Genomic DNA, 13,165 nt, shown 5'->3' on the forward strand with positions numbered 1-13,165 from the left:
TCGATCAGCTGCGGCGGTGGGCGTTGAGGCGGCGCTCGACGAACAACGAGTAGCGCGACATTCCAAAGCAGAAGATGAAGTAGATGATCCCGGCGAAGGCGAAGCCGGTGAACGCGGTCGACGGCGTCGACCATTTCGGATCCGAGAACGAGGCGCGAAGCGAGCCCAGGAGATCGAACAGTGCCACGATCGAGACCAGCGAGGTGTCCTTGAACAGCGAGATGAAGCTGTTGACGAGGTTCGGAATGACGTGACGCAGCGCCTGCGGCAGCACGATCAGGGAGGTCGTCTTCCACCACGACAGTCCGAGGGCGGCGGCCGCCTCGCCCTGCCCGCGCGGGATCGCAGCGAGCCCGCCGCGGACGTTCTCGGCCTGGTAGGCGCCGGTGAACAGCGCGATGCCGATCAGCGCCCTGACCAGGCCGTCGACGGTGAAATTGCCGGGCAGGAACAGGGGCAGCATGTAGGTGGCGAAGAACAGCACGGTGATCAGCGGCACGCCGCGCCAGAACTCGATGAAGGCGATCGAGAAGATTCGGATCAAGGGAATGGTGGAGCGGCGGCCGAGCGCCAGCGCGATGCCGATCGGCAGCGAGGTGACGATGCCGGTGACGGAGACCACCAATGTCACCAGGAGGCCGCCCCATAGATTGGTCGTCACGATCGGCAATCCGCCGCGATCCAGGCCCATCAGCTTGATGACGATCGCGATGGCAATGAAGGTGGCGATGCTGGATGCCAGAGCCCGCCCGCCGGTGCGAATGCCGCCAGCAAGAAAGAACGCGATCAGGCTGACAATCGCGGCCGTGATGCCGAAATCGGCCCAGACCGGCTGCCCGATCACGTGGACATAATCGCGCAGCCAGGTGAGCGGAAAGATCAACCAGGAGATCGCCGTGCCGACCAGCACGATGAGGCTTCCGACAACCCACAGCAACGGTGCGATGGCGGACGTCTTGCTGAGACTGAGGAGCGCCTGCCCGGCACCGATGATGCTCTCGTCGAACAGTTGCAGCAGGCCGGCCGTCCAGCTCAGGCCGAAGCCCTTGATGCCGCCGCCGTGCAGCAGGAAGAATGCGACCACCGGAAAGGCAACGAAGAACAGGCCGGCATTCAGGCTCTTTGCCGGCAGCCGCGGAACGAGCAGCGGAAGCAGCAGCACGACCGCGAGCAACATCGTGAGGTCGACCCGCCAGCGCTCCGCCTCTGGATAGAAGCCGTAGATCAGTTGCGGCAGTTTCGCCTGGATGTAGGGCCAGCAGGCGCCGACAGCAAAGCCGGCGTTCTCGGCGAGGCACGCGGTTCGGTCCTGGCCGCTCCAGACCGCATCGACCATCAGGAACCTGACGGAGGGAATGATGGTGAACCAGAGCAGCAAGGCGCCCACGATCGTGAGCAGGATATTGGTCGGCGAGTTGAACAGGCGCGTACGCACCAGGCCGATAAAGCCCGTGGTCTTGATCGGCGCGGGCCGCTCGGCGAGCAGGTCCTGGCGGACGAAGCTGCTTGAGCTGATATCGGTCATGCGCCCAGACTCCGGCTGACGCGCCAACCGTAGACGCTCATGACGGCGCTGGTGAGCAGCGAGATCAGGAGATAGATGCCCATCGTCATCGCGATGATCTCGATTGCCTGCCCGGTCTGGCTCAGCGACGTGCCGGCGAACACCGACACCAGGTCGGGATAGCCGATCGCGACCGCCAGCGACGAGTTCTTGGTGAGATTGAGGTACTGGTTGGTCAGCGGCGGCACGATGACGCGCATGGCCTGCGGCACGACGATCAGGCGGAGCGTGGCGCCGCGGCTGAGCCCGAGCGAGGATCCCGCCTCCATCTGTCCCTTGTGAACGGACAGGATGCCGGCGCGCACGATCTCGGCGATGAAGGCGGCGGTATAGGTCGACAGCGCCACCGTAAGCGCCACGAATTCCGGAATGATACGCGAGCCGCCCGCGAAGTTGAAGCCCTTGAGCTGCGGCAGCTCGAAGGTGAAGGGCAAGCCGAACACCAGCATGGTCGCGATTGGCAGCCCGAACAGCAGGCCCAGCACATAGGGCCAGATCCGGATCATGCGCCCTTCCTGGAACAGCGCGCGCCGCGCATGGAAGCGCAGGGCCAGTGACGCCACGATACCGAACACCAGCATCGCCAGGAACGGCTCGAGGCCGCGCTCGCCGATCGGGCTGGGAACGACGAGGCCGCGATTGCTGATGAAGGCGATGCCGAACAGGGAAATGCTCTGCCGCGGATTGGGCAACGCCGCGAGCACCGCGAGGTACCAGAACAGGATCTGGAACAGGAGCGGAAGGTTGCGGATGACCTCGACATAGAGCTCGCCGACGCGCGACAAGAGCCAATTGGGCGACAGCCGGCACAGCGCGACGATGAAGCCGATCACGGTGGCGAAGACGATGCCCACCACCGAGACGACGAGCGTGTTCAGCAACCCGACCACGAACACGCGCAGGAACGTGTCCGAGCCGGTATAGGGGATCAGGGTCTGGTTGACGTCGAAGCCGGCATTGTTCCTGAGGAAGCCGAAGCCGGCGGCGATGTGCTGATTCTCGAGGTTGGCGCGGGCATTGGAGACGATTTCATAGCCGATCCAGCCCAGGATCGCCGCGAAGGCAAACTGGACGGCAACGCCGTTCCAGCCTGCCTTGCCGCCCAGGATGCGCCGGATCTTCAGCGCAATCTGGGCCGGCGGTTTTCGGGCTTCGGTGCTCATGCCGTTGCCGGCCGATCGGGGCGATCAGCGGATCGGCGGCGCGTACTGAAGACCACCCTTGTTCCAGAGATTGTTGACACCGCGATTGATGGCGAGCGGCGAGCCCGCGCCGACGTTGCGGTCGAACACCTCGCCGTAATTGCCGACCGCCTTCACGATCCGCACCACCCAATCCTTGGTCAGGCCGAGCTGTTCGCCGAAATTGCCGTCGCTGCCGAGCACGCGCTTCAGTTCCGGATTTTCCAGTTTCGCCTTCTCGTCGACGTTCTTCGAGGTGACGCCGAGCTCTTCGGCGGTGATCATCGCAAACAGCGTCCATTTCACGATGTCGAACCACTGGTCGTCACCGTGGCGCACCATCGGACCGAGCGGTTCCTTCGAGATGATCTCGGGGAGCACCATGTGATCGTTGGGACTGGCGAGCTTCAGACGATTGGCGTACAGGCCCGACTGGTCGGTGGTGAAGACGTCGCAGCGGCCGGCTTCATAGGCCTTGACGGTTTCGTCGTTGGTGGCGAACGCGATCACCTCGTACTTCATGTTGTTGGCCTTGAAGTAGTCGGCGAGATTCTGCTCGGTGGTGGTGCCGGTCTGCACGCAGACCGATGCGCTGTTGAGCTCGAGCGCCGAATTCACCTTGAGCGACTTCTTCACCATGAAGCCCTGCCCGTCATAGTAGGTCACGCCGGTGAAATTGGCGCCGAGCGAGGTGTCGCGCGAGATGGTCCAGGTGGTGTTGCGCGAGAGCACGTCGATCTCGCCCGATTGCAGCGCCGTGAAGCGGTCCTTGGCGGACAGCGGCACGTACTTGACCTTGGTCGGATCGTTGAAGATCGCCCCCGCAATGGCGCGGCAGACGTCGACGTCGATGCCGGTCCAGTTGCCCTTGTCATCCGGAGAGGAGAAGCCGGGCAAGCCCTGACTGACGCCGCAGGACAGCATGCCCCGGTCCTTGACGGTCTTGAGAGTTTGCGCATCGGCGGCTTCGGCAGAGAGGCCGGCGGCGAGAGCAAGGGTGAGAGCCAGGGTTACGCGTTTCATGGGCTTTGGGCCTTTCAAGGTCGTCTCAAGATCAGGAATGTTGTCTGTGGGGTCATCTCTGCCAGGGCTAATCGTACCAGGGCTAGCCTTGCAAGAGTCATGCTGGAACACCTTGCCGAACACCCGCCGATCCTGGGAGGCCATACCTTAATCCCCGCCGCAGGCGCCCGCCATTACGGCTGTGGCGCAAGGTCCGGTCAGACATTGGATCGAAGGTCGCGGCAGGCCCCTCAACATGCGGCGACTGAATAGCACCTGCGCATCACAGAACGACTGGCCTGCCGGGTCAAGGGGTTGACGAGACTCTTCTGTGTTCTGTTATTAACGACGACGGCCTTTCGGCCCGCCCGCGGGCGCAACGCGCCCGGCGGAAACGCGATTTTGAAAGCAGACGCATGGATTCCTCGCACCCCCAGCAGCAGCACGCCGAGACCCGGCTGGTCACCTCCGGCCGCGACACCAAGGCGCAGAAGGGGTTCGTCAATCCGCCGGTGTTCCACGGCTCGACCGTGCTCTATCCGACCGCCGAGGACCTGCACGCCCATCGCGGCGAGTTCACCTATGGCCGGCACGGTTCCCCCACCACCAAGGCGTTCCAGGAGACGCTGATGGCGCTGGAGGGACCGCAATGCGCCGGCGTCGGCATCGTGCCGTCCGGGCTTTCGGCGATCTCCACCACCCTGCTCTCGGTGCTGAAGACCGGCGACCATATTCTGGTGGTCGACAACGTCTACCGGCCTTCGCGCAATTTCTGCAACGGCATGCTGGCCCGCTATGGCGTCGAGACCACCTATTTCGATCCGCTGATCGGTGCGGGCATCGACAAGCTGTTCAAGCCCAACACGCGTGCGGTGCTGGTCGAGGCGCCGGGCTCGCAGTCGTTCGAGATGCCCGACATCCGCGCCATCGCCGAGGTCGCGCATGCCCGCGGCGCGCTCGTCATCGACGACAACACCTGGGCGACCCCGCTCTATCACCGCTCGCTCGAGCAGGGTGTCGACATCAGCATGCAGGCGGCCACCAAATATATCGGCGGCCATTCCGACATCATGTTCGGCACGATTTCTGCCAATGCCAAGGCTTGGCCGCAGATCCTCGAAGGCATCCGCCTGCTCGGCGTCTGCGCGGGCCCCGACGACGTCTTCCTGGCGCTGCGCGGATTGCGCACGCTGTCGGTGCGATTGGCGCAGCATCATCGCTCCGGGCTCGACATGGCGCGCTGGCTCGCTGCCAGACCCGAGGTCGCGCGCGTGCTGCATCCGGGGCTCGAAACCGATCCCGGCCATGCGATCTGGAAGCGCGACTTCACAGGCGCGTCAGGCCTGTTCAGCATCGTGCTGAAGCCCGCGCCGCAGAAGGCGGTCGACACCATGCTCGATACGCTGAAGCTGTTCGGCATGGGTTTCTCCTGGGGCGGTTTCGAGAGCCTCGCGATCCCCTTCGATTGCGATGCCTATCGCACCGCGACCAAGTGGGCGCCCGGCGGCCCGACGCTGCGCCTGCACATCGGGCTCGAGAGCGTCGATGATCTCAAGGCCGATCTCGATCGCGGCTTCGCTGCCCTGAAAGCGGCAATGTGAGCCTGCTCGCGAGGCAACGCGCCTCGGGACACGGCAACCACGCTCCGGCGGACGCGCAATCGCGCGTCGCGGGAACGCGCCGCTGCCGCAAACGTTAACGTCGATGCGCCAACAAAGAGTTTGATCGGCTCCCGTTTGGCGCTAGCCTCGCCAATCGACTCCAATCCGGACACGGAGCATGGGAACGTTGGTTCTGCTCGATCTCATGGGCGGCGTTGCCCTGTTGCTGTGGGGCTTGCACATGGTCCACAGCGGCATTTTGCGCGCCTTCGGTCCCGACCTGCGGCGCCTGCTCGGCAAGGCACTGAGCAATCGCGCCAGCGCATTCGCCGCCGGCCTCGGGCTCACAGCGCTGCTTCAGAGCAGCACGGCGACAGCGCTGATCACGAGTTCGTTCGCGGCCGAGGGCCTCGTCAGCCTCGCCGCTGCGCTCGCCATCATGTTGGGAGCCAATGTTGGCACGACGCTGATCGTGCAGGTGCTGTCGTTCAACATCGCAGCCGTTGCGCCGATCCTGTTCGTGCTCGGACTCGTCGCCTTCCGCTCCGGCCCGCGCTCGCGGATCAAGGACATCGGTCGCGTCTGTATCGGCCTCGGCCTGATGCTGCTCTCGCTGCACATCCTGCTCGACACGCTGGCGCCGGCGGAGAACGCGCCCGGCGTCCGCGTCGTGATGTCGGCCATCACCGGCGACCCGGTCCTGTGCATCGTCATCGCCGCCCTCGTCACCTGGGCGGTGCATTCGAGCGTCGCCAGCGTGCTGCTGATCATGTCGCTGGCCTATTCGCAGTTCATCTCGCCCGAGGCGGCGCTGGCGCTGGTGCTGGGAGCCAATCTCGGCAGCGCCATCAATCCCGTGTTCGAGGGCGCCAAGCGTGACGATCCCGCGAGCTATCGCCTGCCGGTCGGCAATCTCGTCAACCGCGTGGTCGGGATCGTCCTCGTCCTGCCCTTCCTGAGTGCGATCGCTGGGCACATGCACGCCTGGCAGCCCGATCTCGCCAAGATGACGGCGGCTTTCCACATCGCCTTCAACGTCGGCACGGCCGTCGTTTTCATCGGCCTGCTCGACACCATGTCGCGCCTGCTCACCCGCCTTCTGCCGGATCGCGTGCACGAGGCCGACCCGGCCCGGCCGCGCTATCTCGACGAGACCGCGCTGGAGACGCCGTCCCTGGCGCTCGCCGACGCCGCCCGCGAGACGTTGCGCATGGGCGATCTCGTCGAGGTCATGCTGCGCAAGGTGATGGCCGCGATGATGACCGGCGACCGTGCGCTGGTCGATCAGGTCTCCAAGATGGACAATCTCGTCGACGGTCTCGACGAGGCCATCAAGCTCTACGTGACCAAGCTGATGCGGGGCAGCCTCGACGAGACTGAAGGACGCCGCGCGATGGAGATCATCTCCTTCGCCATCAACCTCGAGCACATCGGCGACATCATCGACAAGAGCCTGAGCGAGCTCGCCACCAAGAAGATCAAGCGGCGCTTCCAGTTCTCGGCGGAAGGGGCCGACGAGCTCGCCGCCTTCCACAAGCGCACGATGGATTCGCTGCGTATCGCATTCGGCGTCTTCATGTCGGGGGACGCCAACGAGGCGCGCAAGCTGCTGGTGGAGAAAACCGCGCTGCGCAACACCGAGCTTGCCGCGGTCGAACGGCATCTCGATCGCCTGCGCGAGGGCCGTCCCGAGACCATCGAGACCACGTCGCTGCATCTGGACGTGCTGCGCGACCTGCGCCGAATCCACTCGCATATCTGCTCGGTCGCCTATCCCGTGCTCGACGCGGCCGGCGAACCCTACCGCAGAACCGAGGCGGATACAGCCACCCTGCCCGCGTCAGGCGCTGCGTCGGCGCTGCCGCGATAGATCAGCGATCCAGCGTCTTCGAGGCGCTGCCGCGGTTCTTCCAGATCAGCATGATGTTCCTGATGTAGATGATGGTCGCGAGCGACTGTCCGAGGATGATGACCGGCTCGCGCTTCACGACGCCGTAGACCAGCGTCATCAGCCCGCCGCCCATCGAGCAGAACCAGAACGCCATCGGCACCACGCTGTTGCCGGCGCGCTCGCTCGCGATCCACTGCACCAGGAAGCGCGCGGTGAAGAACAATTGCGCGACGAGCCCGAATGCGAGCCAGAAATCGAACTTGGCGACGAAGACGTCGTAGAGATAATTGCTCAGCGCCTGACCGTATTGAATGATCATGCGTTCACCTCGGTCACCTCAGGAGTCGGCTTCTTGCGGCGGATCAGCCACCACACCCCGGCGAGATCCATGATTCCGATCCACAGCCGGTCGAAGAAGCCGTAGTTCGATACGCCGGAGTGGCGCGGCCGGTCGATCACGTCGACATAGGCGATCTCGTAGCCCTCGCGGCGCACCAGCGCCGGCAGGAAGCGATGCAGCCCGTCGAAATAAGGCAGCATCAGGAAGACGTCGCGCCGGAACGCCTTCAGTCCGCAGCCGGTGTCGCGTGTGCCGTCTTTCAGGATGGCGTTGCGAACGCCGTTCGCTACGCGCGACTGGAACTTCTTGAAGCCGGTGTCCTTGCGCCCGACCCGCTGGCCGGCGGCGAGCCCGACGCGCGCGCTTTTCTCGACCGCCGCGATCAGGTCCGGCAGGAAGGCGGGATTGTTCTGGCCATCGCCGTCGAGCGTCGCCACGATGTCCCCGCGCGCCGCACGCACACCACTGCGCACGGCCGCCGATTGGCCGCCAGACCGCGCATGGCGGAGCTGACGCAGATTGCTCCGCTGCTTCATGATGGCGGCTAGCCGATCGCCGGTCGAGTCGGTGGAGCCATCGTTGACGTAGATGATCTCATAAGCCCAGCGGCCATCAAGCGCCGCACCGATCTCCGCGATCAGCGGCGCAATGTTCTCGGCTTCGTTGCGCACGGGAACGACGATGGAAACCGAAGGCTGGGGCGTCGACAAAGGAGGCTCTTGGTTGGATTCGGCCTGCGCCTTGGGAACCGGCGGTCCCCGCAGGCAGCCGCTTTTATGGGGCGGATGCCCCGTGGGCAACCCTTTTGAGGCGGCCCCGGGCCGCTCCCGGAAGAGGCACGATGGTGCCGTCGGCGCGGATGGCAAAGCCGAGCCGCCGGGCCGCGAACCAGTAACGCACCGTCATGGCGCCGACCATTCCGACCAGGGCGCCGGCCACGACGTCGCTCGGGTGATGCGCGAGCAGCACCAGGCGCGTCAGCAGGATCACGATTGCGTAAGTGAACATGAATACCCGCAGGCGCGGCCACAGCGCCGAGACCGCAAACGCCAGCGCGAACGCGGCCACTGCATGTCCCGACGGCAGGCTGGCATAAGCCCCCGTCCCCTCGAACGGCACGAAATTGAACGGATTGGCCTTGCCGCCGACGAACGGGCGGCCGCGACCGATGAGATATTTCAGGATCTCAGCGACAAGCGCCGACAGGGCAACAGACAGAAATATGTATTGAAGCCGCGTGCCGAAGCCGAGCAGCACTGCGCGGCGAGTCCCGTGCAGCCCTGCTGCAACGAACGCCACAGCCACCAGCGCAGCCCCCAACACGATCAGCAGATACTCGTCCTTGCCGAAATCGGTGAGGATGCGGATCGGCCACAGGCTGGGCGTGCCGCGCGGCGGCATCAACAGGATCTCGGTCTGATCGACCCCGACCATCAGCACGATGACCAGCGCCGCGCTCACAGCGCTCAGCCAGAGCGAATGCCGCGCCAGCTTTCGGGCGGCCTCGGCCCGGCGCGAATGCGAGGGCGAGCGCACGAGCTGCGCCAGCCCGCGCCAGGACACGGCGAGCAATTGTGCGGGATAGCCGGCACGCGGCGCAATGTCGGTCGGCGCCCGCATCCTACTCGGTGCCTTCGGAACGGAAGATCGAGATCGAGATCGCGCGCCCTTGCGAGAAGTTATAGCCGTCGATGCGCGCGCCGACCTTGTAGCGCAGCCCGATCGCCTCGGCGCGCTGCACGAAGCTGCGCTCCGAGCGCTGCTCGATCAGCGCGAAGCGGCAGCTGCCCTGCCGCAGGAAATCCGCCGCACCGGAGCCGTCGGTGAGCAGGGTCCGCGTCCCCACCAGGAAGACGAGGCTCGGCTCGTGATAACCGGCCGCAGCCGCCTTCGGTCCGACGCAGGTGACGTTGCGAAGCGCGCGCGCGATCTCGATGCTCGGAAACAGCGGCGTCAGTGACGGCAGGACGATGCCGTAGACCGTCACAGCCAGCATCAGGGCTGCTACCAGCGCGTTGAGCAGCGAGCGCTCGGCACGATTGTTGTCGTAAAGCCACCAGGCGAACAGGCCGAAGATCAGCGAGGCCGCGATGAACGGCCAGGCCACGAAGGCCGGCTGCCGCGTCAGCATCACCGACCCGACGACCGCGATGATCGAGGCGGCTGCGGGGATCGCGAACCACCAGGCCGAACCGCGCATCAACCAGGAACGCGACAGCACGCGCCGCTCCACCGCGCCTGCGGTGAGGATCGCGATCGCCGGGTAGAGCGGCAGCACGTAATGCGGCAGCTTGGTCAGCACGGCCTCGAACACAATCCAGGACGGGATCAGCCAGGCCAGCAGGAACTGCGCGCCGGGCTCGCGCCGCGCCCGCCACACCCCGGGCGCCGCCATCGCCGCAAGCGGCGCGCCGGGCCAGAACGTGATCCAGAACAGCGCCAGGTAAAGCCCGGGCGGCGCGCCATGGGATTCCTGGGCGCCCAATTTGCTCAGCATGTCGCCGCCGACGGAGTCCGCGAAGAAGGCCTCTCCCGCGCGCCAGAAGATCGCGAGGAACCAGGGCAGCACCAGCACCAGCATCCACATCAGACCCCAGAGCGGGCGCAGCTTCCACAGCCAGGAGGCATCGCGATCCTGGATCGCAAGCACGACGATGGTGAGACCTGCGAACATCAGGATCAGCGGGCCCTTGATCAGGACGCCGGCAGCGAGCGCGGTCCAGAAGATCGCGGGCCAGCTCCAGGGCGGATGCGTCTCGTCCTCGGCGCGCTGCCACGACAGATAGGCCCGCGCCATCGCCCCCATCGCGGCGACCACGCAGAGCAGCAGCACCGCGTCGGTCTTGGCGAGCCGCGCCTCGACGCCGAGCAGCACCGAGGCGCACATCATCAGCGCCGCCAGCACCGCGGCGCGCCGCGTGACGAAGCCTAGCGCGGCCCAATAGGTCATGAGCACGGCGCCGATCGCCCCGAACAGCGACGGCAGCCGATAGACCCAGATCCGCAATTCGGCTTTCGGCAGCTTGAGCATCGAGGCGGCTTCCACCGTCGCCGATTGCAACCAGTAGATGCCGATGGGCTTCTTGTAGCGGACGTCCTCCTGAAAGCGGATATCGACATAGTCGCCGCTCTCGACCATCTGCTTGGTGGCCTGGGCGAACCGCGCTTCGTCGCGATCGATTGGCGGGATGGTGAAGAAGCCTGGCAGAAACAGCAGCAGCGCGCACAGCACCAGGAAGCCGACCGCGCGCGCATGACTGGCCGTGACGATGTCGAGCATGCGCACGAGTCCACTGCCCGGATTTGCGGGTGATTTCGACTCGCGGGGTGCTCCAAAACGAGGGCTTGGGTAGGTCTCGGCCATTGGTTCCGCTTACGCTGAAACCGCCATCGCCACAACCGCTTAAGGCAGGGTCATTGAATTCGAATGACGACTGTGTCCGCGGCGCCCGTGGCGTCGATCACGGTGACCCGGGCAAAGCCGGGTCCGGGCGGATCGATCAACCTCTGGCGGCGGCCGTCGATCTCGCCAAGCGCGGCGCCGTTAACCATGATCGTCATGGGTAGCACGCCGCCGGCGACTTTGACCGGCATGGCTGCGTTCTCCCGGCTGCCTGATCGATCGACATCGATCCGCGAACCGTTGAGCGGAAACTGAATGTGCAGCGCCTGCTCGCTCCCGGTGCGCACCAGTTCCCCGACCGGGCGGAACCGCTTGAGGGGTAGCGGCAGCTTGGCGTTGCCCGCCACCAGGGTTCCCCTGGGCGCCTTTGGCAACGGGGCAAGCGTCTTGCCGGTCCTGGCAAAGGCGTCGAACAGGATCGGCGCGGCAGCGACGCGCCCGATCAGTCCGGGAACCGGAGCGCCGTCGGGCCGGCCGACCCAGACGCCGATGGTCATGCGGCCATCGAAGCCGACCGACCAGGCGTCGCGATAGCCGTAGGATGTGCCGGTCTTGAACGCGATGCGGTTGTGGGCAGCGTTCTCCGGCGGGGGCGTTCCCAGCAGCACGTTGCCGACCTGCCAGGCCGCGACCTGATCCAGCAGCCGGAGCGGCTCGCGGTCGTCCTGTTCAGTCACGACCTCGCGCAGCGGCTTGGTGGTGCCAAGGCGGGCGAAACCCGCATAGAGCTGGGCGAGGTCCTGGAGCGTCACGCCAACCCCGCCGAGACCCATGGCGAGCCCTGGCGTCTCGTCCTTGGGCAGAACCAGGTTGCCGCCGGCCTGCCGCAGTCGAGACGCCAACCGGCTGGAGCCGACGCGGTCGAGCAGCACGATGGCCGGTACGTTCAGCGACAATTGCAGCGCCTTCCTCACCGGCACCGTGCCCTGGAAGGTCATGTCGAAATTCTCCGGCGCGTAGGAGCCGAAGCGGACCGGCCGGTCGTCGATCAGGCTGTCGGGATGGACAAAGCCGTCCTCGAAGGCGAGCCCGTAGATGAAGGGTTTCAGCGTCGAACCCGGTGAGCGGACGGCGCGGGTCATGTCGACCTGCCCTGCCCGGCTCTCGTCGAAATAATCCGCCGAGCCGACGCGCGCGAGCACGTCGCCGCTTTCGTTGTCGACGACGATGATCCCGACCGAGATGTTCGGCCCGAGCGCGATGGCGCGGTCGCGCGCCAGCGGCTCCAGCACCTTCTGCAGGTTCGCATCGAGCGTCAATTTGATGACCGGCGCGTCCTTGACCGTCGAAAGCGCGGCATCCGAGGCATGCGGCGCCAGGATCGGCATCGGCTTGCGCAGCTTCGGCACGGGCACCGCCTTGGCCTGCCTGGCATCGTCTGCGCTGACCACATGCTCCTCGACCATGCGGTCCAGCACGCGGTCGCGCGCCTTGCGCGCCGCGTCCGGATGGCGGTCGAGCCGGCGGGTTTCCGGCGATTGCGGCAAAGCGACCAGCAGCGCGGCCTCCGCCAGCGACAGCCGCTTCGGCTCCTTGCCGAGATAGGCGATGGAAGCCGCGCGGATGCCTTCGAGATTGCCGCCGTAAGGCGCGAGCGCGAGATAGAGATCGAGGATCTGCTCCTTGCTCAGCGTCCGCTCCAGCTCGATCGCGCGCACGATCTGGCGCAGCTTGGCATGAAGCGAGCGCTGCCGCCGCGGCTCCACCAGCCGCGCAAGCTGCATGGTGATGGTCGAGCCGCCCGAGACGATGTGGCCGCGCGTTCCGAGCTGCAGCGCCGCGCGCGCCAGCGCCAGCGGGTCGAGGCCGTTGTGGGCGTAGAAGCGCTGGTCCTCATAGGCGAACAGCAGTTTCAGATAGGTCGGATCGACGTTCGTCCTGGCATCGACCGGCAGCCGCCAGCGCCCGTCGGCCATGGCATAGGCTCGCAGCAGCTTTCCGTTGCGGTCGACGATGGTGGTGGAGACTTGCCGAGCCTCGTCGAGCGGAAGCGGACCGAGCGAATAGACCCAGCCGACGAAACTGACGATAGCGAGGATGAGGGTGAACGCGAGGGCTGAGAGGGCACGAAGGCCCCTGCCCCGCACTCCGTCATGGCCGGGCTTGTCCCGGCCATCCACGTTCTTGCCAGCGGCGCCCAAGTCCGTGGATGCCCGGGACAAGCCCGGGCATGACGACTGAGA

10 protein-coding genes are annotated in these 13,165 nt (G+C 65.8%); 2 read left to right on the plus strand and 8 right to left on the minus strand.

The annotated features are described in order from the left end of the window. Positions 1–4: 4 nt before the first annotated feature. Genes AC1RQP_RS03115 through AC1RQP_RS03125 form a run of 3 tightly spaced genes read right to left on the minus strand, consistent with a single transcriptional unit; the run spans position 5 to position 3,768 of the window. Entirely contained in the window at positions 5–1,525 is a 1,521-nt protein-coding gene (locus AC1RQP_RS03115; RefSeq protein WP_492935895.1) for an amino acid ABC transporter permease, read from the minus strand. After that, positions 1,522–2,727 (minus strand): amino acid ABC transporter permease, encoded by a 1,206-nt coding sequence (locus AC1RQP_RS03120; RefSeq protein ID WP_239623521.1) that lies wholly within the window; start codon positions 2,725–2,727, stop codon positions 1,522–1,524. Before AC1RQP_RS03120 ends, AC1RQP_RS03115 begins: the two co-directional genes overlap by 4 nt. 24 nt (positions 2,728–2,751) lie before the next feature. Then, positions 2,752–3,768: an amino acid ABC transporter substrate-binding protein gene (locus tag AC1RQP_RS03125; RefSeq protein ID WP_239623520.1), complete on the minus strand. Its 1,017-nt coding sequence runs from the start codon at positions 3,766–3,768 to the stop codon at positions 2,752–2,754. A gap of 395 nt (positions 3,769–4,163) precedes the next feature. Here AC1RQP_RS03125 and metC point away from each other — a divergent pair, with 395 nt between their 5' ends. Beyond that, positions 4,164–5,348, plus strand: coding sequence for a cystathionine beta-lyase (metC, locus tag AC1RQP_RS03130; RefSeq protein WP_239623519.1), 1,185 nt, complete (start codon positions 4,164–4,166; stop codon positions 5,346–5,348). A gap of 178 nt (positions 5,349–5,526) precedes the next feature. After that, a complete protein-coding gene (locus tag AC1RQP_RS03135) occupies positions 5,527–7,218 on the plus strand; it encodes a Na/Pi cotransporter family protein (RefSeq protein WP_492935896.1) in 1,692 nt (563 codons plus the stop codon). A 1-nt stretch (position 7,219) separates the two neighbouring features. On the opposite strand, the gene AC1RQP_RS03140 is transcribed toward AC1RQP_RS03135, so the two are convergent. From AC1RQP_RS03140 to pbpC, 5 genes are all read right to left on the minus strand, one after another. Then, a complete protein-coding gene (locus AC1RQP_RS03140; RefSeq protein ID WP_061881543.1) occupies positions 7,220–7,558 on the minus strand; it encodes a lipid-A-disaccharide synthase N-terminal domain-containing protein in 339 nt (112 codons plus the stop codon). After that, entirely contained in the window at positions 7,555–8,289 is a 735-nt protein-coding gene (locus tag AC1RQP_RS03145; protein ID WP_492935897.1) for a glycosyltransferase family 2 protein, read from the minus strand. Before AC1RQP_RS03145 ends, AC1RQP_RS03140 begins: the two co-directional genes overlap by 4 nt. Before the next feature lie 64 nt (positions 8,290–8,353). Further along, complete coding sequence (locus tag AC1RQP_RS03150) at positions 8,354–9,199, minus strand: phosphatase PAP2 family protein (RefSeq protein WP_492935898.1); 846 nt, start codon at positions 9,197–9,199, stop codon at positions 8,354–8,356. 1 nt (position 9,200) lies between these two features. Next, positions 9,201–10,943: an ArnT family glycosyltransferase gene (locus tag AC1RQP_RS03155; RefSeq protein WP_492935899.1), complete on the minus strand. Its 1,743-nt coding sequence runs from the start codon at positions 10,941–10,943 to the stop codon at positions 9,201–9,203. A 50-nt stretch (positions 10,944–10,993) separates the two neighbouring features. Then, a complete protein-coding gene (gene pbpC / locus AC1RQP_RS03160) occupies positions 10,994–13,102 on the minus strand; it encodes a penicillin-binding protein 1C (protein ID WP_492936372.1) in 2,109 nt (702 codons plus the stop codon). Between the last annotated feature and the right edge of the window lie 63 nt (positions 13,103–13,165).

Source organism: Bradyrhizobium sp. GW821-FHT13H06 (genome assembly GCF_058803975.1).